The organism is Microbacterium sp. STF-2 (genome assembly GCF_034650155.1).
GTDB lineage: Bacteria > Actinomycetota > Actinomycetes > Actinomycetales > Microbacteriaceae > Microbacterium > Microbacterium maritypicum_A.
In genome coordinates this window covers 1,272,892-1,298,677 of record NZ_JARKMW010000001.1, presented here as the reverse complement: position 1 = coordinate 1,298,677, position 25,786 = coordinate 1,272,892, and the positions used below count along the sequence as shown (strand labels likewise).

The 25,786-nt window shown below is 69.7% G+C and carries 25 protein-coding genes; 10 read left to right on the top strand and 15 right to left on the bottom strand.

The features are described from left to right. Positions 1-42: 42 nt before the first annotated feature. The 6 genes from MicroSTF_RS06160 to MicroSTF_RS06135 all read right to left on the bottom strand — a co-directional run bounded on the left by MicroSTF_RS06160 (position 43) and on the right by MicroSTF_RS06135 (position 6,480). Positions 43-1,215 carry an ABC transporter substrate-binding protein gene (locus MicroSTF_RS06160; protein WP_029260456.1) on the bottom strand — a complete coding sequence of 391 codons (1,173 nt, stop codon included), beginning with the start codon at positions 1,213-1,215 and terminating at the stop codon, positions 43-45. Positions 1,216-1,297: 82 nt separating this feature from the next. Beyond that, positions 1,298-1,687, bottom strand: a complete 390-nt coding sequence (locus MicroSTF_RS06155; protein WP_029260455.1) for a nuclear transport factor 2 family protein — start codon at positions 1,685-1,687, stop codon at positions 1,298-1,300. A 33-nt stretch (positions 1,688-1,720) separates the two neighbouring features. Then, positions 1,721-2,509 (bottom strand): MoaF C-terminal domain-containing protein, encoded by a 789-nt coding sequence (locus MicroSTF_RS06150; protein WP_029266545.1) that lies wholly within the window; start codon positions 2,507-2,509, stop codon positions 1,721-1,723. 230 nt (positions 2,510-2,739) lie between these two features. Further along, positions 2,740-3,696, bottom strand: coding sequence for a helix-turn-helix domain-containing protein (locus tag MicroSTF_RS06145; protein WP_029260453.1), 957 nt, complete (start codon positions 3,694-3,696; stop codon positions 2,740-2,742). Between the two features lie 96 nt (positions 3,697-3,792). Continuing rightward, positions 3,793-5,778, bottom strand: a complete 1,986-nt coding sequence (locus MicroSTF_RS06140) for a primary-amine oxidase (protein WP_029266547.1) — start codon at positions 5,776-5,778, stop codon at positions 3,793-3,795. A 117-nt stretch (positions 5,779-5,895) separates the two neighbouring features. Then, positions 5,896-6,480, bottom strand: a complete 585-nt coding sequence (locus MicroSTF_RS06135) for a TetR/AcrR family transcriptional regulator (RefSeq protein WP_297555105.1) — start codon at positions 6,478-6,480, stop codon at positions 5,896-5,898. 66 nt (positions 6,481-6,546) lie between these two features. Here MicroSTF_RS06135 and MicroSTF_RS06130 point away from each other — a divergent pair, with 66 nt between their 5' ends. After that, on the top strand, positions 6,547-7,098 hold the full coding sequence (locus tag MicroSTF_RS06130; RefSeq protein ID WP_322954257.1) for a hypothetical protein: 552 nt from the start codon (positions 6,547-6,549) through the stop codon (positions 7,096-7,098). Positions 7,099-7,139: 41 nt separating this feature from the next. Here the strand turns inward: MicroSTF_RS06130 and MicroSTF_RS06125 are convergent, their stop codons facing one another. The 6 genes from MicroSTF_RS06125 to MicroSTF_RS06100 are packed head-to-tail and all read right to left on the bottom strand — an operon-like array spanning position 7,140 to position 13,227. Beyond that, positions 7,140-8,360: a multidrug effflux MFS transporter gene (locus MicroSTF_RS06125; protein ID WP_315069470.1), complete on the bottom strand. Its 1,221-nt coding sequence runs from the start codon at positions 8,358-8,360 to the stop codon at positions 7,140-7,142. Further along, complete coding sequence (locus tag MicroSTF_RS06120; protein ID WP_029266552.1) at positions 8,357-9,340, bottom strand: alpha/beta hydrolase; 984 nt, start codon at positions 9,338-9,340, stop codon at positions 8,357-8,359. The genes MicroSTF_RS06125 and MicroSTF_RS06120 overlap by 4 nt, the downstream gene beginning before the upstream one ends. Then, positions 9,337-10,335: an alpha/beta hydrolase gene (locus tag MicroSTF_RS06115; RefSeq protein ID WP_029266554.1), complete on the bottom strand. Its 999-nt coding sequence runs from the start codon at positions 10,333-10,335 to the stop codon at positions 9,337-9,339. Before MicroSTF_RS06115 ends, MicroSTF_RS06120 begins: the two co-directional genes overlap by 4 nt. A gap of 30 nt (positions 10,336-10,365) precedes the next feature. After that, a complete protein-coding gene (locus MicroSTF_RS06110) occupies positions 10,366-11,328 on the bottom strand; it encodes an aldo/keto reductase (RefSeq protein WP_297555090.1) in 963 nt (320 codons plus the stop codon). Positions 11,329-11,335: 7 nt separating this feature from the next. Next, positions 11,336-12,469 (bottom strand): zinc-binding dehydrogenase, encoded by a 1,134-nt coding sequence (locus tag MicroSTF_RS06105; RefSeq protein WP_136025084.1) that lies wholly within the window; start codon positions 12,467-12,469, stop codon positions 11,336-11,338. A 23-nt stretch (positions 12,470-12,492) separates the two neighbouring features. Beyond that, complete coding sequence (locus MicroSTF_RS06100; protein WP_322954252.1) at positions 12,493-13,227, bottom strand: SDR family NAD(P)-dependent oxidoreductase; 735 nt, start codon at positions 13,225-13,227, stop codon at positions 12,493-12,495. Between the two features lie 100 nt (positions 13,228-13,327). On the opposite strand from MicroSTF_RS06100, the gene MicroSTF_RS06095 reads away from it, so the two are divergent. After that, positions 13,328-14,290, top strand: coding sequence for an aldo/keto reductase (locus MicroSTF_RS06095; protein WP_322954250.1), 963 nt, complete (start codon positions 13,328-13,330; stop codon positions 14,288-14,290). An 8-nt stretch (positions 14,291-14,298) separates the two neighbouring features. On the opposite strand, the gene MicroSTF_RS06090 is transcribed toward MicroSTF_RS06095, so the two are convergent. Together MicroSTF_RS06090 and MicroSTF_RS06085 are read right to left on the bottom strand one after the other, a co-directional pair. Next, complete coding sequence (locus tag MicroSTF_RS06090) at positions 14,299-14,679, bottom strand: hypothetical protein (protein WP_029260442.1); 381 nt, start codon at positions 14,677-14,679, stop codon at positions 14,299-14,301. Positions 14,680-14,752: 73 nt separating this feature from the next. After that, the gene (locus MicroSTF_RS06085; protein WP_231479874.1) at positions 14,753-15,079 is read right to left on the bottom strand and encodes a hypothetical protein; all 327 of its coding nucleotides are present in this window, start codon (positions 15,077-15,079) and stop codon (positions 14,753-14,755) included. Positions 15,080-15,126: 47 nt separating this feature from the next. On the opposite strand from MicroSTF_RS06085, the gene MicroSTF_RS06080 reads away from it, so the two are divergent. The 8 genes from MicroSTF_RS06080 to MicroSTF_RS06045 all read left to right on the top strand — a co-directional run bounded on the left by MicroSTF_RS06080 (position 15,127) and on the right by MicroSTF_RS06045 (position 24,293). After that, positions 15,127-16,467: a DUF222 domain-containing protein gene (locus tag MicroSTF_RS06080; RefSeq protein WP_322954247.1), complete on the top strand. Its 1,341-nt coding sequence runs from the start codon at positions 15,127-15,129 to the stop codon at positions 16,465-16,467. A 232-nt stretch (positions 16,468-16,699) separates the two neighbouring features. Then, a complete protein-coding gene (locus MicroSTF_RS06075) occupies positions 16,700-18,226 on the top strand; it encodes an ABC transporter substrate-binding protein (RefSeq protein WP_231494489.1) in 1,527 nt (508 codons plus the stop codon). A 76-nt stretch (positions 18,227-18,302) separates the two neighbouring features. Next, on the top strand, positions 18,303-19,244 hold the full coding sequence (locus tag MicroSTF_RS06070; protein WP_021201014.1) for an ABC transporter permease: 942 nt from the start codon (positions 18,303-18,305) through the stop codon (positions 19,242-19,244). Next, positions 19,241-21,031, top strand: coding sequence for a dipeptide/oligopeptide/nickel ABC transporter permease/ATP-binding protein (locus tag MicroSTF_RS06065; protein ID WP_322954245.1), 1,791 nt, complete (start codon positions 19,241-19,243; stop codon positions 21,029-21,031). Before MicroSTF_RS06070 ends, MicroSTF_RS06065 begins: the two co-directional genes overlap by 4 nt. Further along, positions 21,028-21,861: an ATP-binding cassette domain-containing protein gene (locus MicroSTF_RS06060; RefSeq protein ID WP_029260438.1), complete on the top strand. Its 834-nt coding sequence runs from the start codon at positions 21,028-21,030 to the stop codon at positions 21,859-21,861. The genes MicroSTF_RS06065 and MicroSTF_RS06060 overlap by 4 nt, the downstream gene beginning before the upstream one ends. A gap of 47 nt (positions 21,862-21,908) precedes the next feature. Then, on the top strand, positions 21,909-22,496 hold the full coding sequence (locus MicroSTF_RS06055; RefSeq protein WP_021201017.1) for a TetR/AcrR family transcriptional regulator: 588 nt from the start codon (positions 21,909-21,911) through the stop codon (positions 22,494-22,496). A 34-nt stretch (positions 22,497-22,530) separates the two neighbouring features. After that, a complete protein-coding gene (locus tag MicroSTF_RS06050) occupies positions 22,531-23,229 on the top strand; it encodes an alpha/beta fold hydrolase (protein ID WP_292762195.1) in 699 nt (232 codons plus the stop codon). A 74-nt stretch (positions 23,230-23,303) separates the two neighbouring features. Then, positions 23,304-24,293, top strand: a complete 990-nt coding sequence (locus MicroSTF_RS06045; RefSeq protein ID WP_322954242.1) for a methyltransferase domain-containing protein — start codon at positions 23,304-23,306, stop codon at positions 24,291-24,293. A 112-nt stretch (positions 24,294-24,405) separates the two neighbouring features. On the opposite strand, the gene MicroSTF_RS06040 is transcribed toward MicroSTF_RS06045, so the two are convergent. After that, on the bottom strand, positions 24,406-25,749 hold the full coding sequence (locus MicroSTF_RS06040) for an amidohydrolase (RefSeq protein WP_322954240.1): 1,344 nt from the start codon (positions 25,747-25,749) through the stop codon (positions 24,406-24,408). Positions 25,750-25,786: the final 37 nt, after the last annotated feature.

The window sequence follows — 25,786 nt, the reverse complement described above, 5'->3', positions numbered from 1 at the left end:
GACCTGCCGCCGGTAATGCGCCCGGCGGCAGGCGAGGGGTGACTACTCGCCGATGCGGAGCCAGTCGTCGGCGACCTTCTCCCAGGCGTTCGTGCCGGACTCGAGGATGATCGGCCAGCCCGCGGTGTTCTGGGTGCCGAACGCGTAGGGCGTTCCGACCATCGGGTTCTCGATCGGCTCCATGCCCTTCAGCGCTTCCGAGACGGTCTCGCGGGTGATGTCGCCGTCCATCCCTTCGAGCACCTCGATGAAGTACGTCGCGGCGAGGTACCCGCCCTGGCTGAACGAGGTGAGCGGGATGTCGTTGGCCTCCATCAGCTCTCGCCAGTCGGCGTTGATCTCGCTGTCGTCGGTGAACGGGTAGAACTCCGCCGGCACGTAGATGCCCGCACCCGCGTCGTCGATCGCCTCGGCGAAGTTCTCGCTGTAGACGCTCGTCAGGTAGAGCCAGGTCACGTCGTCCCAGCCCTGGGCGTTCGCGGCCTTGACCTGTCCGATCGCGTCGGGCTCCACGGGATTGATCGCCAGGGCCTTGCAGCCCTGGTCGCGTGCCTTGACGATGTAGGGGGTGTAGTCGGAGGCGCCGTACGGGACGGTGTCGTCGACGTACTTCGGCTTCTTGCCGGTGATCTCGGTCCACTCGTCGATCGCGGCCTGGTAGGTGGGACGCGTGGAACCGGCGATCTCGAGCAGGATGCAGATGTCGTCGAGGCCGAGCACCTCGGATCCGTACTGCAGCGTGAGCGTCATGTCGTTGAACGGTCCGACGTTCGCGGGGGAGATGTTCTCGCTGTCGAAGCAGCCGGTGTCGACTCCGATGCCCGGCATCGAGAGGATGCCCTCCTGCTCGTAGTACTTGGCGTTGATCTCGCACTCGATGAGGCTGGCGGAGCCGACGAGTGCGACCGCGCCGTCGCTGCCGACAAGCTCGCGTGCGGAGGCGGTGGCCGTGGCCGGGTCGCCCTTGTCGTCCAGCATCTTGTAGTCGATCGTGCGGCCGTCGAGCCCGCCCGCCTCGTTGAAGGCCTCGAACACGGCGGCGGCGGCCTGCGAGGCCTCGGGGAAGGTCGCGGGACCGCTGATGGTGTTGACGGAGCCGACGACGATCGGGTCGCCGCTCCCACCGCCGGTTCCGCCGTCTCCACCGGCGCAGCCGGCGAGGGTGAGGGCTGCCACGGCGAGGAGCGCCGCGGTGCCGGATGCTCGTGTGTTCATGTGCTTCCTGCCTCTCGTGTTCGGGTGGTGCTGTGTTCGGGTGGTGCTGTGTTCGTCTGGTGCTGTGCGGGGTGTGCGGTGTTCAGGCGCGCATGGCGCGGTTGACGAGCTCCGTGTCGGTGATCTGCTCGAAGGCGACGACCTCGCCGCCGACGACCCGCCACACATGGGCGACGCGGGCGGCGAAGAAGCGCCCGGTCTGCGTGTAGGTGCCCGAGTAGGTGCCGATGGCCACCACGACGTCGCCGCCGTCGACGATCTCGTCGATCGCGACGGTGTAGTCGTCCCATTCCTCCTGGATACGGCGGAACACGTTCCGGGCGACGGCATCCGGGCCGATGTACGTTCCGGCGTACGGGAAGCCGGCAGCCTCGGTCCAGCGGATGTCGGTGGCGAACGGCGCGAGCATCCCGTCGAGGTCGCCGCGGTCGTTGGCGGCGTAGTGCTGGCGGATCAGGTCGGCGTTGCTCATGGGCTCTCCTCGGAGTGGGGGTGCGGCGAACGGTCAGACGGGCTGGGCGTCGGGGTAGGAGACGGCGCCCAGCGGGTAGATGTGGCCGCCGGCCCGCGAGTGCTCGGCGTCGCCCTCTCCGGTGAGTCCGAGGAAGATCCCCGTGGTCATCAACTGGTAGCCGAGGTCGTGCAGCCAGACGCTGGCCACCGCGATACGGAACTCGCGGAAGCAGAACAGGTACAGGCCGTCGGCGAACTTCCACACGGTCGACAGGTCCATGTCGCCGTGGCCGCGCTGCACGCCCTCGAGGCACTGCCAGGCATAGCGCCGGCTGGAGATGTACACGTGCTCGTAGAGGTGGTGCGGGCTGTACCGGTAGAGGTTGCGTTTGCCGATGAGGTCGCGGCTCGGGCCGGGGGCGTCGCCGCTGACGGGCCCCGCATCGGTCGTCGCCGCCCAGAAGTCCTGGCCGACCTGAGGGGTGCCGTCGACGGCTTCGGGGGCGATGCGCGAACGGATGACGGTCGCCCGGTTCGTCGTCGTGGAGAACACCACGGTGACGGCCTCGCGCGGACGGCTCCGCATCGGGATGTTGACGAACACGACGTCGTCCCGCACTCGCACCGCGTCGTACGGGTCGGTGCCGGAGGCTCCGAGTCCGCTCCAGACGAGGGCGTCCTCGGAGAACTCCAGGGTCAGGGTCGAGTCGTCGTCGAGGGTGAGGGTGAGGGCGGTGCCGGCGAGGGGCGTGTTCGGCAGGCGGAAGGTGTCGATGCCCGCGGCGAACTCGTCGTACGTGCGCCATTCGTCCAGCGCCGGGTCGGTGGAGGTGTCGGTCATGAGGGTCCTGACGTCGCACGCGGCGGGGCCGCATCGCCCCGGGCACCGCGTCGTCGCGGTGCGCTTGCCTCATGCTGGTGGGGTGTTCCTCATCCCCTCAAGGGGGCGGCGGTCATCGCGCGCCGAGAGTCAACCGGCGTGCCCTCCCGGGCAAGCAACGTGCCGGTGCGCGGCAGACGGAGCGTCAGTTTTCCTGGCAGACGGAGCGTCAGTGCGCGGCAGACGGAGCGTCAGTGCGCGGCGCGATACTCACTGGGTGAGACGCCGAAGGTCGACTTGAACGCGCGGCTGAAATGCGCGGCGTCGACGAAGCCCCAGCGTGCCGCGATGGCCGCGACCGGGCGGTCGGCGAGCATCGGGTCGAGCAGGTCGCGACGGCACTTCTCGAGGCGCCGTGTGCGGATCCAGGTCGACACGGTCACGCCCTGCTCCTGGAAGAGCCCGTGCAGGTGCCTGGTCGAGATGAAGTGCGCGGCGGCGATCGACGCGGGTCCGAGATCGGTCGACGCGAGGTTGCGGTCGATGTACGAGCGGATGCGCTGCACCAGCGCACGGTGCGGGTCGGCGGACACCTGATCGAGTCCGAGCTCGCGTGTGAAGACCGTCGTCACGAGGTCGAGCGCGCTGTGCGCGAGCCGGGCCCCCGTCGTGCCGGCCAGCTGATCGAGATTACCGGCGAGCTGCGTCAGATACGGCACGACCATGCTGCCGAGGCCTTCGTGACCGGAGATGCGCACGGCGGTGAGCTGCCCGACCATCTCGGCCGGGAGGCTGATGAGGTGCTTCGGGAACATCACGACCATCGTGCGGAAGTCGTCGTCGAACACGAGGGAGTACGGGCGGTCGGTGTCGTAGACCGCGAGGTCGCCCGCCTGGAGCACGGCCTCGCGATCGTCCTGGATCAGCAGGCCGGTGCCGGCGATCATCAGGCTGACCTTGAAATACGAACGGTCGCCGCGGGCGATGAGCTCGGGGGTGCGCTCGACGACATGCGACGTGGCGCGCACGTCGTTCACATGCACCTCGTCGACGGAGGCTCCGCGGATGATCCCTCGGAAGTGGTCGGGTCCGGCGGTCGTGACCTGCAGGGGCACGAAGGACTCCGAGACGGCGGCACGGAAGTCGCTGATGTTGCGCGCGACGAGCGTGGAAACCAATTCGGCGGGGGCGGCGGGTGCACCGTTCATGACTGATCACCTCGGGTGGTGGAACGACGACGTTGTATACGATCCGTTCCGTGATGCTATCACCGGGATCGGCCGTGCGGGACGACGTCTCGCAGATCAGTGCTCGCAGGTGCATGCGCCTGCGCCGCAGCAGCCGGTGGACGCGACCGCGTGCGCCTGCGTCGACTCGGGCACATCCATCGCGGGGTTCTGGTCGAGGAAGCCGTAGGGCTTGAACCAGAAGCCGGCGTAGTCGACGGGCATGATGGGCCAGTCCTCCGGGCGCGGGAAATGCGTCAGCCCGAACGTGTGCCACAGCACGATGTCCTCTCCGTCGATCGATCGATCGCCCGCGGTGTACTCCGGCAGGCCGGCGCCGCCCTGGTGGGCGTTGGGATAGCGACCGGCCGGCCAGATCTGCCCCTGTTCGTGCCGGGTGGCCCAGAGGTGCTTCGTGGCGAATGCGGCGCGCGCGGCGACGGAGGATGCGGGATCGGCCATGAGCAGAGCGGTCGGCTCCGGCACCAGGTGGTAGGCGGTCGGGCGCCCGACGCGGTTCGTGCGGGAGGCGCTCTGCACCTCCCAGACGCGGGCGACCGAGCTGTCCGCCTCGCGCTGTGCCTCCGCTTCGGTCGCGAGGGTCGTCTCGGTCCAGCTGAACGCGTTGCCGAAGGGGTTCTCCTGGCCCATCGGCACCCGTTGAGCGTCGACCTCGACCAGGCGGTTGTCCTCGCCATCGATCGCCACGTCGAGGCGTGCGCAGAAGAGGTGCTGGTGCACCGGGGCGAAGACGCCGGGGGCGAGTTCGGTCGCGTGCTTCTGGCGGACGCCCGGCTCGCCGGCCGCGGCGAACACGATGCCGGTCGCCTTCGCGACCACCTCGATCGATCCGTCCAGGGAGAAGTTCCAGTAGAAGCCGTAGTCGTAGTTGCCGATCGTGGAGAAGTACGACACCACGAAGCGGCGCGAGCGACGCACGTCGGCGCGGCCGGCGAGATCGGTGTGCTTCCAGAGGATGCCGTAGTCCTCCTCATGCATGCAGATCACATTCGGGATGCGCACAGGGTGACCGTGGTCGTCGGCGACGTAGCCGTCGAGGTAGCGGATGACGCCGAGGCAGTCGCAGCCGAGCTCGAGGTGGTTGGCGTTCTTTCCGAGCAGGTACTCACCGGCATCGAAGTAGCTGATCCAGAAGCGGCCGGGGGCGGTGTCGCCGTAGGGCACGACCATCTCCGGAACGCTGGCCCGACGGAGCACCGAGCGACCCTGGAAGCAGACGTCGTGCAGCACGAGGCCTTCGCGGGCGTTGAAGTCGACGCGCATCGACCAGCCTTCCCACTCGACGAGCGAGCCGGAGACCGTGAAGCTCGGACCCTCCGGCTGGCTGATCTCGATGGGCTTGAGCGAGGTGCGGGCGTCGCCCTGCGCCTCGGGGTAGTAGTTTCCATGGCCGGCGGGGACGGGCACGTCGCCATGGTCTTCGACGCGGATGACGCTGTTCGCCGTGAGGTCGATGTGCACGATGAGTCCCTCGACCGGGTGTGCCCACGGCGAGTCGTGTTCGTCGTAGCGGAGGAACGTGAGGGAGCGGATCACCCGACGCCCGACCTCATCGGCGCGTCCGGTGTAACCAGGGGCGAGCGGCCCGCAGAACGCGAGGTCCATGTGCGCGGCGAGGCCGCGGCGCGTCATCGCCGCCTGCCATTCGGGGGAGGCCTTCGCGATCGCTTCGGCGCGCTCGTACTCCTCGAACAGGTACTGCGGCTGGCCGTATGGCGGGGCGTCGTTCGGCACGCGCGCGGTGCGCAGGACCTCGCCTCGTGTGATCGACACGATGGCCTCGGTCGCGACGCCGGTCGCGGTGTCGAGCAGGGTCACATCGACGCGGCGATCGATCGGGGCGCCGGGCTGCCAGGCGGCGAGCTCCTCCTTCGTGATCTCGTCGGGAAGCAGCATCGGCACGCGGGTGCTCTCCGTCAGGAGTCCTGCCGCGTCGAGGACCGCGCGAGCGGCGGCGATCTCGTCGCCCGTCAGCGGATCATGCGGGTGCGCTGCGGCGATCTTCTCGATCGAGACGGGCTGCGGTGCGTGGTGGGACATCATCGACCTCACTATTTTCGAGCAACTGCTCAATAAACGGGTTGCGATGATGATACGACGGGTCGTCGGCGGTCCACAACCACCGATTCCCGGGGCGTCGAGAGCGGGGCTGGCGCGGGTTCAGGCGCGCCAGGGCGCGAGGATGCTGTCGAGCACGGCGAGGTGCGCGGCCGCGGGCTGGGGCTCGGTGACCTCGACGATCTGCTGCCCGTAGGTGATCGAGCGCAGGAGCGACAGCACGGCGTCCGTGGGGGTGCCGGTGCGCAGCTCGCGGTCGTGGACGGCCTCGTCGAGAGCGAGTCGGATGCTGCTCTGCCAGGTCGCGAGTGTGGGGGCTCCGGCGTCAGGGGTGGGGGCGAGGGTCGCCAGTCGTCCCCAGAAGCCGACGACCACGTGCGCCTCGGTGCGGGTGGTCTCATCGATCGGCAGCACTTCACGCATCAGCGCCTGGAGTCTCGCCAGTCCCCGCAGCCCCTCGGTGGCTGCGGCGATGCGGGCGTCGGTGCGGCGGGTGACCTCGGCGGCCGCGGCGCGCACGACCTCGTCGAAGCCCTCGAAGTAGTGCCAGAGCGATCCGGTGGCGACGCCGAGCTCCTTGGCGACGGCGCGTGAGGAGACGCTCTCGTGCCCGTCGCGGGCAGCCACGGCGAGCAGCGCCTCGGCGATCTGCCGGCGGCGCTCATCGTGGTCGACGATGCGGGGCACATGCCCATCCTCTCGCATCATGACGAGGTCTAGCTATATTGAGCGGTTGCTCAATATACTTCCCGGGTGGATCACCTCCTTCCCGCAGCACCGTGGCTGATGGCCGCAGCGGCGATCGTCTCGGCTGTCGCCTGCATCGCGGCGTGGCGCGTCGTGCCGTGGCAGGGACGGCAGGCGGCCCTCGTGATGGCCGCGGTGATGCTGTTCCTCGCATTCACGGACGGCGACACCCTCACGGGGCTGATCCTCGGCGCCGTCCTCCTGCTTTCGGCGATGCTCGGCACCATGGGGGTGCGGGGCACGCCGTCGGCGGCCACGTGCTGCCACCGCGCCCTCGTGTCGCTCGTGATGGCCGCGTGCGCCTTCGAGAGCGCGTCGACGAACGCCACGGGAGCGACCGGCGCGTCGATGCAGGCGGCGGATGCGGGGCACGGCGGTCATGCACTGGACGGCGTCCTGTCGGTTCTGGTGCTGGTCGGGGTGGTGGGGGTCGTGGTGTGGACCGTCGTCGCCGAGTGGTTCGTGGCGCCGGTGCATCACGGCAGGACCGCACGACTGCTCACGACCGAGTCGTGGGCCATGGCCGTCGGTGTCGCTGCGATGTGGCTCGGGTTCTGATCGGCGAGGCCCGTCTCCGCTGGCCGGTGGCCGACGGGCTGCTACCGAGGCTCTGCGGCGGGGCGCACGAACACCCAGGCCGCGACGGCTGCCACGGCGGCGGCGATCGTCATGGTGACGGCCATGGTGAGGGCATTCGTGCCGCCGAGGCCCGCGGCGAGGGGCGCGAGCACCGGACCGAACAGGAACGTCGCCATGCCGAGCAGGGCCGAGGCCGTGCCGGCGCGTGCGCCGTGGTGGGCGAGTGCGAGCGTCTGGCCGTTGGGGCCACCCAGCCCGGAGCACAGCATGAATCCGATGAGCGCCCCGATGACTCCGGAGACCCCGGTGCCGGTCGAGGTCAGCACGAGCAGCAGGACGGTGGCGAGCAGCGTCGCCGTGATACCGCCGAGATACACGCGCAGGGGTCCCCAGCGGCGCACCACGAGCCGGCTGGTCTGGCTGCCGACGATGCTGGCCAGCGCCCCCGCCGCGAACGCGAGGCTGAAGGCCTGCGGGCTGAGGCCGAACTGATCCTGCAGCACGAACGACGACATCGACAGGTAGGTGAAGAACGCGACACCGCCTCCCGCCGCGGCGCACAGCACCGCCACGAAGAGGCGATCGCGCACGACGGCTGCGGCGTGCGACCGGAGCGCCACGGGGCCGGCGCCGTGCCGCCTCGACGGAGGCAGCGTCTCGGGCAGGGCGAACACCACGACGAGGAGCAGGACGACCCCGACCGCGCTGAGCACGCCGAAGATGCCGCGCCAGTCCATGATCCGGGCCAGCTGGCCGCCGACGACCGGCGCGATGATCGGCGCCGTGCCGGACACGAGGAACAGCAGTGACAGCATCCGCGACAGCTCGGCACCCTCGAACTGGTCGCGGGCGATGGCCAGGCAGATCACGATGCCGGCCGCGCCCGCGAGCCCCTGCAGGAAACGGGAGATCAGCAGGAGCTCGATGTTCGGAGCGACGGCGCACACGAGGGAGAGCACCGCGAAAGCCGCTACTCCGACCATCAACGGCAGTCGTCGGCCGAGTCGATCGCTCAGCGGCCCTGCCACGAGCTGGCCGAGTCCGAGGCCGATCATGCACGCCGACATCGTCACCTGCGCGAGAGCCTCCGTCGTGCCGAGCGACGCGGCGAGCTGCGGCAGCTGCGGAAGGTACAGGTCCATCGACAGGGGCCCGAAGGCCTCCAGCATCCCCAGCACCAGCATCGCCCGCAGGGTGCTCATGCGCGGGCGGGCGGGCTCCTCAGAGGCGGGGAGGCTCATCCGCCGAGGCGCAGGATGCGGCGCAGCCAGCTCTCGCGGGCGGCGACGGCGGCCTTCGAGACCTCGGCATCGGGGGAGAACCCGGCGAACCCGTGATATCCGCCGGCCCATACGTGCAGTTCGGCTCGTCCCCCGGTCGCCCAGATGCGGAGAGCGTAGTCGACGGCCTCGTCGCGGAACGTCTCCGCGGCGCCCACCTCGATGAACGCGGGGGCGAGTCCTGAGAGGTCAGCGGCGCGCGCGGGCGCGGTGTACGGCGAGACGCGGTCGGTGAAGCGGTCCTCTCCGGCGATGGCGTCCCACGCGGTGTCGTTGTTGTTCCGATCCCACGCGCCGAAACCGTCGTACTGACGGCTGGATGCGGTCTCGTTGCGATCGTCGAGCATCGGACACCCGAGCAGCTGACCGGCCAGGCGTGGCCCGCCCCGATCCCGAGTGATCAGAGCGACCGCGGCCGAGAGGCCGCCACCGGCGGACATCCCCGAGGCGATGATGCGGTCGGGGTCGATGCCGAGTTCCTCGGCGTGCGCGGCCATCCACTCGAGCGCGGCGTAGCAGTCCTCCGCCTGGGCGGGGCCGGGGTGCTCGGGCGCCAGGCGATACTCGACGGCCACCCCGACGACGCCGTGCCGCTCGGCGAGGTCGATGAGCTCCGCCGTGCCGAAGAACCGGGTGCCCAGCACCATGCCACCACCGTGGATCGACAGCACGGCGGGGGCGGGGGCGGGCGCCGGCCGGGCGGGCCGTACGATCGTGATCTCGATGGCGGGAGCCCCGATGGGCCCGGGGATGGTCCGGTCCTCCCACGTGATCGCGCGGCCATCGGACTGCATGGCCATGGACGGGATGATCGTCGCGAAGTGGTCGCGGTTCGCGTGGATCGTGTCGGCACGCAGCGGGATGATCTCGACCATCTCGACGAACGCATCGAGTCCGGCGACGAGCTCCGAGTCGTAGGGGACAGGCAGCGGCGCGGTCATCGCGCGGCCCGCCAGATGCGACGCAGCCACGATGCGCGGGCCGCGAGAGCGGCGCGCGAGATCTCGGCGTCGGGCATGTACATGTCGAAGCCGTGCGCGCCACCTCCCCACACATGCAGCTCGGCCTGACCGCCGGTCGCCCAGATGCGCAGCGCGTACTCGGTGTCCTCATCGCGGAACGCCTCGGCCTCGCCGACCTCGATGAAGGCGGGTGGGAGTCCCGCCACATCGACGGCGCGGCTGGGGGCGGCGTAGGCGGGAGCATCCGGATGGAAGGCGAGGTCGTCGCCCAGCACGCACGACCACGCGAGCAGATTCATCTCGCGCTGCCAGGTTCCGATGCCGTCGTACTGAAGACTGGCGACCGTGGTGTTGGTGTTGTCGATCATCGGGCACAGCAGCAGCTGTCCGGCCATGACCGGACCCTGCCGGTCGCGGGCCAGGAGAGCCACGGCCGCCGTGAGACCTCCGCCCGCGCTGCCGCCGCCGACGACGATGCGCTCCGGATCGATGCCGAGCCCGGCAGCGTTCGCGTGCACCCAGACGAAGGCGGCATAGCAGTCCTCGACTCCGGCGGGGTAGGGGTTCTCGGGAGCGAGGCGGTACTCGACGTTGACCGCGACCACGCGGTGTTCGTCGACGATGTCGACCACGCGCCCCGTCTCCCACGAGCGGTGACCGACGATCATGCCCCCGCCGTGGATGTTCACGAAGGCGGGAAGCACCTCGTCGCGGGTGTCGGCCGGACGGAACACCGTGATCTCGATCTCGGGCGCTCCGGGAGGACCGGGGATGACGCGGTCCTCCCACTCGATGTCGCGCCCGGCGATGACCGAGTCGTTGTCCGGGAACATCCGGTCGACACCGTCGCGCGGAAGGGTGTCGCGAGTGAGGGGCGGCTGCGGATTCTTGGCGAGCTCGTCGAGCACGGCCTGCACCTCGGGGTCGAAGGGCACGGGGGCGACGGTCGGGTGTCCGGCGGCGGTGGCGGTCATGGTTCTCCTGGAAGCGATGGGGGCGGCGGGTCAGGGGCCTTCGGGGTCGACGACCCCGCGGTCAGCCCAGAACGGCTCGACGAGGCGGCGCAGCTCCTCGATGCCGATGCGGTCGACCAGGGCTGCGGCGTCGAGATTCGCGCGCAGCTGGTCGATGCTCGATGCGCCGAACAGCGTGGTCGTGAGTGCCGGATGGGTGAGCGTGAACGCGATCCCGAGCTGCGCGGGTGAGACGTCGAGCGACGAGGCCAGGTCGGAGAAGGCGGGTACATCCGCGATGATCCGTTCCCGGATATCGCCGGGATCGCGGCCGATCTGCCTGTCCCCGTTGATCTTGCCCGCGAGCACACCGCCCTCCAGGCAGTCGGAGGCCTGGAGCGTCAGCCCCTGATCCCACAGGCGTGCGAAGGGCGCGCCGTCGGGGATCGAGCGCCGGGAGACGCTGTATTTGAGCTGCGCGATCTGCGGCCCGGAGACGCCCTCCGCGGCGGCGATGTCGATCAGGGTCTGGATGCTCGACGCCGACCAGTTGTTCACACCCCAGGCACGGATGAGTCCGGCCCCCTCGAGGCGGGCGAGGTCGAGGACGAGGTCGCGCAGCGCGAGGTCGTCGCGGCGCAGGTCGCCGAGGATCACCAGGTCGGCGTGCTCGACGCCGACCCGCATCAGCGCGTTCTCGAGCTGCGGGCGGAACCCGTCATCGCCGAACGCCTCGAGCCACAGCTTCGACGAGAGCAGCCATTCGTCGCGCTGGATCCCTGCGGCGCGCACCATCGCCGAGAAGATCACGTCGGTGAAGACGGGCGGCGCTCCCGGTGCGGAGTACACGCCGACGTCGAACAGGTTCACGCCGCGGTCGACGGCCTCCCGGAGCATCGTGACCGCGTCGCCGAAGTCCATCCGGTCATAGGTGTGCCAGGAGCCGAGGGAGAACAGCGAGGCGTCGATGCCGCTGCGGCCGATCTCGCGGCGGGGCAGGAGGGGAGTGGTCACGGGGTCCTCACCGTCTCGGGTCGATGACGGCCTTGACCTCATCGAGCTGGTGCATGTGGGCGATCTTCGCGGAGGCGTCGGCCAGGCCGACCGGGGCGCTGAACAGGTCGTCCCAGGGGAAGCGGTCGGCGAACGCGGTGAAGAAGTCGATCGCGCGGGAGTAGTCCGAGATGTCGCCGTTGAGCGAGCCGACCACGGTGAGCTCCTTGCCCATGATCGTGCTGAGCGGGAAGCCGTCGCCTGCGGGACCGGTGGACCCGACGATGGCGACCGTGCCGCGCTGTGCCGCCATCGCGATCGCGTCGGGTCCGACGCTCGGCGCGCCGGCGAAATCGAACACGTGGTCGGCTCCGCGGCCTCCGGTGAGCGCCATGACCTGTTCGACGACCGGGCCGTCGCGGAAGTCGACGACCGCGTCGGCGCCGAAGCGTCCGGCGAGTTCCAGGCGCGACGCGGGGGCGCCGATCGTGATGACCTGGCCGGCTCCCGAGATCTTCGCGACGGCCGTGGCGAAGATGCCGAGCGCGCCGGCGCCCTGCACGACCACGCGTGAGCCGGGCCGGATGCGCCCGGCCCGTTCGAAGGCTCGCAGCACGGTCTTGGCCGCGCACCCGGCCATCGACGCCCAGGTGTCCTTCACCGACGCCGGGAGCAGCAGTTTCGCCGCCCCCGGGGTCACGTAGGCATACTCCGAGAGTCCAGCGGTGGCGAAGGGATGCACGTCGGCCCGCTGCAGGAACCCGTAGCCGCGGCGGGAGCACGCGACGGGTTCGCGCAGCACCACGCATCCGTGGCACTCGCCGCAGGTCGACTCGGACCAGCCGATGCGGTCGCCGGGGGAGAGCGGGCGTCCCAGGGCGTCCTTCGTGTCGGGCCCCGTAGCGACGATCTCGCCGACCATCTCGTGTCCGAGCACCATCGGGAGCATGCCGGGGAAGCTCATCCGGCCCTCCCAGATCTCGATGTCGGTGCCGCACAGCGTGGTGCACGAGATGCGCACGAGGGCGGCGCCGGGCTCGATCTCGGCGGGGAGGGGAAGGTTCTGCAGGGTGAGCGGTTCGCCGTGCGCGGTGAGCACGGCGGCGCGGGTCGAAGTCGGAAGCCCGGGGGCGGGCGGCAGGTCGAGCGTGGGGAGGGACATGGTTCTCCAGACGGCGGTGTCGGTCAGACCAGGAGCTGTCCGCCGTCGACGGCGACGGAGACTCCGGTGATGTGGCTGGCGGCGTCGCTCGCGAGGAACAGCACGAGCGGCGTGATCTGGGAGACCTCGGCGATCGAGCCGAGGGGGATGCGCGACTCCCAGGCCGCGCGCGCCTGCGGGTTCGACGCGAAGTCGGCGGTCAGGGGCGTGAGCACAGGCCCGGGGGCGACCGCGTTCACGCGCACGCCCGCCGCGGCGAGCTCGATCGCGGACGTGCGGGTGAGGGCGTCGACCGCGGCCTTGGTCGCCTCGTAGTGGCCGAGGCCGGGGGTGGGCTGGCGGGCGCCGATCGAGGAGATGTTGACGATCGACCCGCGTCCCGCCTCGGCGAGCAGACCGCCGAAGACGCGGAGCATGAGGAAGGTGCCGCGCACGTTGACCCGCAGGGCCGCATCGACGACGTCGACCGGGACCTCCTGGAGGGTGCCGCCGCCGGCGACGATGCCGGCGTTGTTGACCAGGACGTCGAGTCCGCCGTCGGCGACGACCCGCTCGGCCGCGGCGCGCACGGAGGTCTCGTCGCTGATATCGAGCGTGAGGGCCGTCGCGTCGATCTCAGCAGCGACGGCGGCCGCGGCATCCGCGTTCACGTCGCCGATGAAGACCTCGTCTCCGGCGTCCCGGAAGGCGGCGGCGATGCCGCGGCCGAGCCCGGATGCGCCTCCGGTGACCAGGATCCGGCGGGGAGATGCGGTCATGTTCGTCCTCACTGACGGCTGTTCTGACGGGATGTCTCCGTTATATTCTACAAACATAGAAAAACACAACCCCGTGTCTCGAGAAGGCGAAGGAGCCTCCATGCCCGAAACGACATATCCCCGGAAACGCCTGGACCCCGTAGGCGTGCCCGTGCCTCCGCTGGCGCTCGGATCGTGGAACACCTGGGACCGGATGGGGCCCGACGAGGCGGTCGCCATGATCCGCCGGGCGGTGGAGCTGGACGCCGGGTTCTTCGACGTCGCGTACTACAACATGGGCCCGCACGCCGAGAACTCGAAGACCGACGTCCTGTTCGGGCAGGCGCTGCGAGCCAGTGGCGTCGATCGTGCCGACATCGTGCTGTGCGGCAAGCTCTGGCTGTGGGACTGGCCGAACCAGGGATTCCGCGCGCAGCTCGAGGAGTCGCTGGAGCGAGCGGGACTCGACCGCTTCGACACCCTCGTGGTGGGCGACTACCTCGACGCCCCCGATATGCCGCGCCTCGTCGCCGACGTGAACGAGCTCATCGCCGAAGGGCTCGTCGACTCCTGGGGCATCAACAACTGGCGGATCGAGCACACACGGGAGGCGCTCGCCGAGGCCGCGGAGCAGAGCGTGGCAGGTCCGGTGTTCGCGCAGTTGAAGTACGGCATCGCTCGGAGGGCGATGGCGGAGGGCGATGCCTACGGCCCGCTGTTCGCCGACGGCACGCTCGCCCTGCAGGCGTCCGATGTGTTCGAGGGCGGCATCCTGGCCACGGGGCGTGTGCCCGAGCGGAAGATCGGCGCCGACGTCGGAGGCGTCCGTGAGCAGATCGTCGCCGTGTATCCCGAGGTCGCGCGCGTCGCCGCCGGGTTCGGGGTCACACCGGCCGCACTCGGCATCGCCTTCTGCCTGTCGAACCCCGCCACCGCGAATGTGCTGTTCGGCGCCTCTCGTCTCGCGCAGCTGGAGGAGAACCACGCGGCGCTCGCGCTCGCCCGGGATCACGGAGCCGAGGTGCGTGCCGCGCTCGCCGGATGCCGGGTCGACCGCGAGGTGCGGGCCGACGGCGCGTGGTGAAGGGGGGCCTACGCCTCGCGCTCGCGGGCGACGGTCAGAGCGCGCTCGAACGTCGAGACGATGACCTGCCGCCGGTCGACGCGGTAGTCCTCATCGGGTTCGAGCTCATCGATGTACTCGTCCCACACGCGGACGTAGCGATCCCGCCAGGCTTCGAGCGTGCTGCTCGGCGGGAACGTCGCCCCCACGCGGCCGGCGGATCCGATGTCGGTGAGGATCTCCAGCCAGGCGGGCGCCATCGATCCGCCCCACTCGTCCGGCTGCAGCTCGGTGTCATCGTCCTCGTCGGCGAACACCTCGGCGATCTTCGCGATGAGATCGTCCGTGATCTCGCTCAGTCCGTCGGCGACGGTGTCGTCGTCGAAGTTCCCCGGTCCCCACGTGCCCACGGCGCCCTCTTCCTCTCGGCCGTTGCGATCGGATCCAGTGAACCACGGAGTGGCTGCGGTCTGCGTGCTCGCGTCAGTGCGCGCCGCCGAACTCGATCATCGCCACACCGGCCGCGATGAGCACGACGCCGATCGCCATCCCGCGATCGAGCGCGACCGACAGCAGCCCCAGTGAGCCGGTGTAGCCGATCACGACGACGATGAGCCAGAGCGGATGCGTGAAGCCCTCGGCCGCAGAGGGGTCGCGCTGACCTCCAGGGCGATCGCGATCAGAAGAGGTGGCCAGGCCGACGGCCGCGGGCGGTCTGTCGTCGAGTGCCTTTCGTGGACCGCACGGGAGGGAAGGGGTTTCCGCGCGCAGCGCTCGACCGGGAACGACCGTCAGAATACCGGCATCCATTCGAAGATATGTTCGAAACTCGCGACCTGCTTCGGTAGAATCGAGTCATGTCGAAGTTGGCCGTACTGCACGAGGCGATGTCCCGCCTCGACGCGGCGTGGGCTGGCGCCGACGAGTCGGGCGAGTTGTCGCGCGAGCAGCTGATCGCGGTGAGTGCATCCCTCGGGGAGCTGCAGAGACGGTTGGATGCGGTGCACGTCGAGGTGGCCGCGTGCATCTCCCGCGAGTCCCGTCCGGAGTTGGGCGCGGAGAGCCTCGCGAAGCAGCAGGGCTTCCGGAACCCGGCGACGTTGATCGCGGCGACCGTGGGTGTGTCGCGGAGTGACGCGACGCGGCTCGTGAAGGTCGGGGAAGCCGTGGCGCCCCGCGCAGACCTCTTGGGTGTGCCCCTGCCTGCGAAGTATCCGGTGGTGCGCGAGGCGCTCGGTGCGGGGGTGTTGAGTGCCCAGGCGGCGGCGGTGATCATCGCGCTGTTGGATCGGTGCCGACTGCCGGCGGGAGCGGTGCGTGTCGCCGAGGCGGAGCGGGTGCTCGTGGAGAAGGCGGCGGGGCTCGCTCTCGACGACGTGCGCAAGCTGGTGGTTCGCGCAGAAGCGTGGCTCGATCCGGATGGTGTGGAGCCGCGGCTCGAGGAGCAGCGTTCCCGCCGATCGCTCACCATTCATGAGCGCGACGGGATGCTGCATCTGAACGCGATCCTCGACGCCGAGACCGCAGCCCCCGTCGTCACGGCGATCCGCGGGTACGTGACCGCCGCATTCGCCGCTCGGAAGGATGCGACGGACGCCGATGCGCCGGACGCCGACCGCCGCACGGTGCCGATGATTCAGGCTGATGCGCTCGCCGTGTTCGCCGCGCACGTGCTCGGATGTGAGGCCAGGGTGCCGCTGGCGGGTGCCACGATCGTCGTGAGGGTGGGCCTCGACGACCTCGAGGCCGGCACCGGCTCCGCCGAGATCGACGGGATCGAGCAGCCGGTGAGCATCGGAGCTGCGAGGCGCATGGCCGCCGGCGGCGGAGTGATCCCGTGCGTGCTCGGAGCCGCGAGTGAAGTGCTCGACTGGGGGCGCGAGAAGCGCCTGTTCACACGGGCACAGCGGTTGGCGTTGGCGGAACGGGATGGCGGCTGCGCCATGTGCGGGCTGCCGCCCGAGATGACGAAGGCGCATCACATCCGGTGGTGGAGACGCGACCACGGACCGACGGATCTCTCGAACGGCGTGCTGCTGTGCGAGACCTGTCACCACCGCATCCATGACAACGGATGGGATGTCCGCATCGACGGTGGCGTCGGGTGCGCGAGGGTGTGGTTCCTCCCGCCGGCCTCGGTCGACCCCGCCCGCACACCTCGTCCGGGTGGCAGAGCGCGCTTCGACATCGCCGCCTGAGCGCTGCGATCCGAGGGCAGGATGCGCCACGCCCGGCCATGCCTGCGCGCACGGACAAGGCCGGTGCGCCCCGAGGCATGAGTCGGTGCCTCGGGAGCGGGAAACGCTCTTGCGCTCTTTTTCCACGCATGTAGACTAACCAGCACGACACATCGAAGTGACGTCGGATCCGGCCTCCGGTCAGCGGCACCTCACCCCTTCTTCACCACCCCTGCACCCGAGAGAAGGAACCATGAAACGAATGCCCCTCGCGCTCGTCGCGGCCGTCGCCGCGACTCTCGCGCTCACCAGCTGCAGCGGCTCGACACCCTCGCCGTCCGGCGGCAGCGATGTCGAGAGTCCCGATGCTCTCAACATCGGGAACTTCCTCGACATCACGTCCTGGGATCCCTCGCTCGCCGACATCGGCTTCGACGGCCCGTACCTCTCCGCGGTCTACGACGCCCTGATCGCCCTCGACGCCGACGGCAACCCGATCCCGTCGCTCGCCACCGAGTGGAAGGTCGCCGACGACGACCTCAGCATCGACCTCGACATCCGCACCGACGCCGTGTTCAGCGACGGCACCCCGGTCGATGCCGACGCCGTGATCACGAGCCTCGAATACCTCAAGGCCGGCGCTCGTTCGGGGGAGGCCTACGTCAATGCCGCCTCCTTCGAGAAGGTCGACGACGACACCGTCCGTATCGCCCTCACCCAGCGCGACGACACGATCCTGTACCTCATGGGTCTCGGCCGCAGCTACATCGCCTCCCCGGCGTCGATCGAAGCGGGCACGCTCGGCAGTGAGCCGATCGGCTCCGGGCCCTACGTCCTCGACAGCGCGACGAGCGTGGCCGGCGCCGAATATCACTTCACCAAGGCCGCCGATCACTGGGATGCCGAGACCTATCCGTTCTCCGAGCTGGCGATCTTCCCGATCACCGACGCCACCGCACGCCACAACGCCATGCTCAGCGGTCAGATCAACGTGCAGTACGGCGACGTCGCGAACCTCGAGCAGGCGAAGCAGCAGGGCTGGAACACTGCCGAGCGCGTCTCCGGCTGGGCGGGGCTCGTGATCACCGACCACACCGGCGCCAAGAGCGAGCCTCTCGGCAAGCTCGAGGTGCGGCAGGCGCTCAACTACGCCTTCGACGGAGCCGCCGTCCTCGCTGCCGTCGGCAGCGGAGCCGGGGTCGCCACGAACCAGGTGTTCCCCGACGGCGGGCCGATCAACGACCCGTCGCTGAACGAGACGTACGCCTACGACATGACCAAGGCCAAGGAGCTGCTGGCCGACGCCGGCTACCCGGACGGGTTCGCGATCTCGATGCCGATGTCGCCCATCTTCGAGATGTGGAAGCCGTCGGCCGAGCAGGCGCTCAACGAGCTCGGCGTGAAGGTCACGTGGGACAACATGCAGATGCCGGACTACCAGTTGAACGCGCCGAACTACCCGATGTTCATCTCGTTCCTCGCGATGGACGGCAACGACGTGGCCACCGTCTCCCGTCAGGTGACCAGCGTGCAGTGGTTCAACCCCGAGCCCGACTACGCGCAGAACGAGGTCATCGCTCCGCTCGTCGAGAAGGTGCAGACAGAGCGCGGCGACGCGCAGACCGACGCCGTCAAGGAGCTCAACAAGGCCCTCGTCGACCAGGCGTGGTGGTCGGTCTGGTACCAGGCGAACAACATCTACTACACGGCGCCCGGCATCCAGCTGCAGCCGGTGGTGGGGATGATGTTCCCGACGCTGCGCTACATCACTCAGGGCTGACGCCCGTCGGGGCGGCCGCGACGCCGGCCGCCCCGACACCCTTCCCCCTCCGACCCCCACCTTCCGAGAGGTCCCCATGCTCCTGTTCACGGCGAAGCGGTTGCTGTCCGGCATCCTTCTGCTCGTCGCGGTCTCGATCGGCACCTTCTTCCTGGCGCACCTCGCCATCAGCGACCCGACCGCTTCGCTCCTGGGGACCACGGCGAGTCCCGCCCAGCAAGCGGCCCTGGCCGAGAAGATCGGTCTGGACCGTCCGCTCCTGGTGCAGTTCTGGGACTGGCTCTCGCATGCCGCGCTGCTCGACTTCGGCGTCTCCTGGCGCAACTTCCAGCCTGTCAGCGCACAGCTCGCGATCAAGGTGCCCGTGACGCTGTCGGTCGTGACGTTTGCGACGCTGATCACCGCTGTCATCGGCATCGCCTTCGGGATGATCACGGGGTTGCGGCCGGGAACCTGGTTCGACCGGATCATCAAGGGCATCTCCGTCGTCCTGTTCGCGCTCCCCGGCTTCTGGGTGAGCCTCGTGCTCGTCATGTGGCTCGCGGTGCAGCTGAAGTGGTTCCCCGCCGTCGGCTACGTGCCGCCCACGCAGTCGGTGGACGGATGGCTGCGTTCCATCACCCTCCCGGCGATCTCGCTCGCCCTCGGCGGCATCGTCGCCGTCTCCGAGCAGTTGCGCAATGCCGTGATCACCCAGAGCCGCCAGGACTGGGTGCGCACTCTCCGCAGCCGCGGTCTCTCGGCGACCAGGGTCAACCTGCACATCCTCCGCAACGCCTCACCGGCCGCCCTCACCGTCATCGCCCTGATGTTCGTGGGGTTGCTCTCCGGAGCCATCGTGGTCGAGCAGATCTTCAGCCTCCCCGGCCTCGGACAGCTCACCAACCAGTCCTCGCAGAACGGCGACATCCCGATGCTCCTCGGCATCACGGTCGTCTCCATCGTCTTCGTCGTCCTCATCAACCTCCTGCTCGATCTCGTGCTCGGCTGGATCAACCCGAAGGTGCGCGTCGCATGACCACCACAGACATCCGGGTCGCCTTCGACCGGGCGGCGCAGAAGCGACGTTCCAGCCTGTTCCGTCGCTTCCTCCGGCACCCCGGCGGGTACATCCCGCTGGCGATCTTCGTCCTCATCGTGCTCGTGGGGGTTTTCGCGCCGCTGCTCGCGCCGATGGACCCCAACTTCGTCGACCTCGCCGCAGCCAAGGCGCCTCCGGGGCCCGAACACCTCCTCGGCGGCGACTCGACCGGCCGTGACATCCTGAGTCGTCTCATCTACGGCACCCGCACGACCCTGTGGGGCGCGCTCATCACGATCGTCACCGCGCTCGTGATCGGCGTGCCGTCCGGCGTCGCGGCCGGCTACTTCGGGGGCACGTTCGACCGGGTCGCCACCTGGATCAGCGACGCACTCCAGTCGATCCCCGGCATGATCATCCTGCTCGTGGTGGCCGCGGGCAGCCGCAACAACTTCGAGCTGCTGATGGCGACGGTCGGCGTGTTCATGGTGCCCGGCTACTTCCGCATCGCGCGGTCGCAGACGCTCGCCGTCCGCAACGAGCCCTACATCGACGCGGCCCGTGTCTCCGGGCTGTCGGACGGGCGCATCATCTTCCGGCACGTCATCAGGGCCGTCTACCCGCCGGTCATCATCCAGACGGCGCTCACTGCGGGCATCGCGATGGGCATGCAGGCCGGACTCCAGTTCCTCGGCATCGGCGACTCCAACGTTCCCAGCTGGGGGGCGATGATGCTCGAGGGCTTCCGTCTCATGCTCACCTATCCGCTCATGCTGCTGTGGCCTTCGGCGGCCCTCGGGCTCACGATCGCGGTGCTCGCGATCATGGGATCCACGCTCGCCGAACTCGTGCAGGTGCGCACGCCGCGGGTCTCCCGACGGCGTGCCGACGCCGAGGCCACCCCGACGGCACCGCGGCGCGCCGCCACCGGTCACGCACAGCACGCGCCAGAGGATTCGGTGCTGCGGGTCGAGAACCTCCGGGTCGTGCACGCCACGCCGACCGGTGAGACCGAGGTCGTGCACGGCGTCACCCTCGACGTGGCCCCCGGCGAGGTCGTCGGCATCGTGGGAGAGTCGGGCTCCGGCAAATCGCAGACCGTGTTCTCGGTGCTCGACCTGCTGCCCGCCACCGGGCGGGCGGTCGCCGATGCCATCTGGGTGCGCGGAACCGACGTGACGAAGGCGACGCCGAAGCAGCGACAGGCGCTGCTCGGCCGCGAGATCGGCTACGTGCCTCAGGAGCCGATGAGCAATCTCGACCCCTCGTACACGATCGGCAGCCAGCTCGTCGAGCCGCTGCGGCGCACCCACGGTCTCCGCAGGTCGGAGGCCGAGGCGCAGGCACGGGCGATGCTCGTGCGTGTCGGCCTCACCGACCCCGATCGGGTGATGCGCAGCTACCCGCACCAGGTGTCGGGCGGCATGGCGCAGCGGGTGCTCATCGCCGGCGCGATCGCGGGCAAGCCGTCGCTGCTCGTGGCCGACGAGCCCACCACGGCGCTCGACGTGACCGTGCAGGCCGAGGTGCTCGAGCTCCTGCGCGAACTCCAGGCCGAGTACGGCATGGCGCTGCTCATCGTCACCCACAACTTCGGCGTCGTCGCCGACATCTGCGACCGCGTGATAGTGATGCGCGGCGGCGACATCGTGGAATCGGGACCGGTCGATTCGCTGTTCGCCGCGCCGACCGAGGAGTACACGCGCCAACTGATCGCCGCCTCGCTCGACGACGCCGAAGGTCGCGCCGCGCTCGACCGCACCAGGATCGAGGCGAACGCATGAGTGCGTTGCTCGAAGTGAGCGATCTGGTCGTGGAATACGGCCGAGGGCGGACCTCCTTCCGTGCCCTGCACGGTGTCTCCCTCGACATCGCGCCGGGCGAATGTCTCGGCCTGGTCGGCGAATCCGGCTCGGGCAAGTCGACGCTCGGCAAGGCGATCCTCGGCCTCGCGCCCGTGACCGACGGGAGCATCCGCTTCGACGGGAAGGAGATCAGCAGACTCGGCGGCCGTGCCCGACGCGCTCTCGCGGATGACGTCCAGGTCGTCTTCCAGGACCCGTACGGCTCGCTGAACCCGGCCATGACGATCGGCGACATCCTCGCCGAACCGCTGCTCACCAGCGGCATCGGGACGAGGTCTGCCGAGACGAAGGTGCGCGAGATGCTCGACCGCGTCCGTCTGCCCGAATCGGCCATGGACCGCTACCCGAGCGAGTTCTCCGGAGGGCAGCGTCAGCGCATCGCGATCGCCCGTGCCCTCGTGCGCGGACCGCGGCTCATCGTGTGCGACGAGCCCGTCAGCGCCCTCGACCTGACCACGCAGGCGACGATCCTCGATCTGTTCATCGAGCTGCAGCGAGACACCGGGGTGGCGTACCTCTTCGTCTCGCACGACCTGGGCGTCGTCCGCCGCGTCTGCCACCGCGTCGCCGTCATGTACCGCGGCGAACTCGTCGAGGTCGGCGAGGGTGAGCAGGTCACCCGAGCCCCGGAGCATCCGTACTCCGAGCGGCTGCGCCTGGCCTCGCCCGTCGCCGACCCCGTCGCGCAGCGGGAGCGGCGTGCACAGTGGCTCGCTCTGCGGGAGGTGCGCGATGCGGCGGTACGGTAGCTCCAGGCCCGATCACTCCACGCACCGGAATCGGCCGGAAGGACCTCATGCCGAAGATCATCGATCACGACCAGCGTCGACGGGACATCGTCGAGGTGGCCAAGAGCATCATCCTGAAGGGGGGCTTCGAGGCGGCGACGATGCGCAGCATCGCGGCGGAGGCCGGCTTCGCGAACGGCGCACTGAAGCACTACTTCCCCGGCAAGGAGAGCATCGTCGCGGCGACGTTCGAGACGATCCTGCAGCAGATGTCCGAAGGGGTGCAGGCCGCGGGCGAGGAGCCGGCGTCGGCGGACGCCGCGTTGCGGGGGTTCCTGCGGGCGACGATTCCTCGCGACCAGGAGCAGATCGCGGCGGGGCGGGTGCTGCTCGCGCTGTGGGAGTACGCGATGGCCAACGAGGCCCTCGCCGAGCTGTATCGCGGGCACCTGGCGTCCTGGCGCACCTCGCTCATCGAGCGGATGGAGGCGGCGCGCGACGAGGGGTCGATCCGCGACCAGGACTACGGGCCCCTCGCGAACGAGTACATCTCGGCGGCGGTCGGCGCGACGGTGATCAACCTCATGTATCCCGATGGCGAGCGGATCGCCGACTACGAGACCTATATCGACCAGTTCCTGGCGCGGCTCCGCTGACGGCGACGCGCCTGATCCGAGAGGACGGCGCGTCATGACCTCACCCCTTTTCGTCGAGCGGCACCCGGGTACCGGGCGTCCGGTGGTGTTCCTGCACGGCCTCGCCTCGCAGGGCGCGCAGGACTGGCCGGAAGCCGAGTGGGGCGGATCCTTCGGCGACCGTCCCCGCGTCGTGGTCGATCTCCCGGCACACGGAGCGAGTCCGACGCTCGGCACGGCCCCGACCTCGGCGGTGCTCGACGCGCTCGCGGACGCCGTCGGTGCGGATGAGATCGACCTGGTGGGGTACTCGCTGGGGGCCCGGCTCGCCTGGGACCTGGTGCGGCATCCCGCGGTCGCGGTGCGCCGGGCAGTGCTCGGCGGACTCAGCGCGGGGGAGCCCTTCACCCTGGTCGACCTCCCGGCCGCGCGCGCGGCCGTCTCCGGCGGCGCCGCCCCGGCGGATCCACTCACGGGAATGATCGTGCACATGGCCTCACTGCCCGGCAACAGACCGGGCGACGTGATCGACCTCATCGAGGGCCTGGCCGCGGAGCCGTTCGCCCCGCGGCCCGATGGGCTCACGCTGCCCGTACTGCTGATCGGCGGCACGGACGATGCGATGGCTGCCGGGATCGACGAGCTCGCACAGCTGCTCCCGGCGGCGCGCGCCCACCGCGTCCCCGGTGATCACCTCTCCGCGTTGCACACGGCGGAGTTCCGCACCGCTGTGCAGGACTTCCTGGCGGACTGACCCGGTTGGCCGTCCATCGGTCTCCTCATGCCCTTTAATTCCAACATTCGTAGATAAACATCGAAAGGCCACTCATGACCGACACTCCCACCGCGGACGCGGCCCGGATCCTCGACATCGCCACCGGATACATGGCATCGAAGCAGCTCTTCCACGCCCGTCGCATCGGCCTCTTCGCTGCCGTCGACGGCGGAGCCGACACGGTGTCGGCGATCGCCGAGAGATGCGGGGTGAGTGAGCGCATCGCGCACCTGCTCGCCGACGCGATGGCGGCCCAGGGGCTGCTGGTCCGCACGGACGGCCACTACGTCGTGGCCCCGGATGCGGCCGCCTACCTCACCGGTGCCGATGCGGCGATCGACCTCGGCCCGTTCCTCACGTTCCTCGACGAGATCAGCTACCCGCACTGGCTGCAGTTCGCCCATACGGTCGACACCACCGAACCGGGTGACCTGCAGATGGACGACGCCCGCTGGGCGACCTTCATGGCCGGCGTCATGACGTACAACCGCCTGCACGCCCAGGAGTTCGGCCGACACATCGACCTCGCCGGTGCCACGAAAGCCCTCGATTTCGGCGGGCTCTCGGCGGATTTCGCGCTGTCGGTCATGGCGCAGAACCCGGCGTTGCACACCACGTTCGTATACGCTCCCGGCTTCGAGGACGGCATCGCCGAAGCCGTGGCGGCGGCGGGCGTCGCCGACCGTGTCGTCGTCGAGATCGCCGACACCGCGACTGCCGCACCCGAGGGGGCATACGACGCCGTCTTCGCCAATCACGTCATCCATCGCTTCACCGCCGAGGAGAACGCCCGGATCTTCCGAAACCTGCGGGCGGCAGCGACTCCGGGAGCGACCCTGACCGTGCTCGACTTCTTCCTCGACGACGACGCGGAGCAGCGCGGGATCGACGCCCGGCACGCCGGGGAGTACCTCGTCATCGACGGGACCGTCGTGTATCCGGAATCTCAGGTGCGCGGCTGGCTGAACGATGCGGGCTGGGAGGTGCGGGATAAGGTCGCCCTGCCCGGAAGCCCGCGGGTGCTGGTCGCGACGGCGGTGTGAGACTTCCCCGGCGTCGGGTGCCCGACGCCGGGGGCGCGGACTGGTCCGAGGGGGATCAGAGGCGGGCGGCATGCGTGAACATGCCGCCCGCCGTTTTCGTGCGCGGGCGGGCTCAGTCGCGGGAGAAGACCGTACGGCCGTCGACGATCGTGCGCACCACCTCGAGCGAGGAGAACGGGCGGATGGGCGTCAGCGGGTCCTCGTCGAGGATCGTCAGGTCGGCGACGTGCCCGACCTCGAGCGACCCCTTCCAGTCCGATGCGCCGTCCTGTCGCGCGGCATCCACGGTCATCGATCGCAGGAGCAGGTGGCGGGTCGCTGCGTCGTCGATGAAGCCCGCGTCGGTGAGCAGGGCGAGCGCGGCGTCGAGCCCGAGCCGCCAATCCGGACTCGCGATCGGCGCGTCGCTGGTCACGGTCGTGAGGGCGCCGGAGGCGAGCATCGCGGCCAGCGGCCAGGCCGTGGCGATGCGCGCCTCGCCGAGCTGCGCCGCCGCCCAGGAATGGGTGTGCGCAGCGATCAGGGGCTGCACGGCGAATCCGGCATCGACCCGTCGCATGCGCGCGATCTGCTCGGGCGTGGCCAGGTCTCCGTGGACGACGTAGTGCGGAGCGGCCGGTGCGGGCGCATCGGAGAGGCGCTCCAGGACCGCGAGGAACTCGGCGATCGACCGGTCGCCGGTCGCATGCACGGCGATCTGCATCCCGCGGGATGCGGCCAGTTCGACCATCTGCTGGAATGCGGAGAGCGGGTCGCTCCCTCCTCGGGTGAGCAGTGCTCCGGTAGTGCCGTCCGCATACGGCTCCTCGACCCAGGCGGTCGCCATCGGGGGGATGCCGTCGGCGAAGATCTTCACTCCGGGGATCGCAAGCCATCGCGGGTCGTGGGTGGGTGGCGGGGTGCGGATGCCGTGCGCGAAGTCCTCGAGCGTGCTCTCGCCGTCGATCGTGCCGAAGAGCCGCAGCAGAGTCACCCGCGATGTCTGGGCGCCTTCGCGGTGCAGTTCGCCGTAGGTGTCGAGCATGTCGGCGCCGAAGCATCCGGTCTCCCCGGCGTCCTCTCCCGGACCGATGCCCGGTTCGGTGTAGCTCGTGATGCCGTGTTCGGCGAGGAGGCGCCACGCGCGGCGCAGGGCGGATCGTCGCTCGCTCGCGGTCGACACGAGTCTTCCGGGCGGCTGCTCCTCCGGGGGAGTGTCCGAGAAGAACAGGTGCGGCCAGCGCGCACCGAGCCATGCGGCATGCAGGTGTGAATCGTTGATGCCGGGGACCGCGGTGCGTCCGTCGAGTTCGAGGACGTTCCGTGCGTGGAGTCGGGTGGCGGCGGCATCGGTGGCGACGATCACGCCGTCGCGCACGGCGAGGGCGTGAGCGATATCGCCCGTCCCGTCGAAGGTGTGGATACGGCCGCCGCGGATGATCAGGTCGGCGTCGTCGCCGGGAAATGTCTGGCTCATTATTCCACCAGTGTAGACGTAAAACCCGGCCGAATGC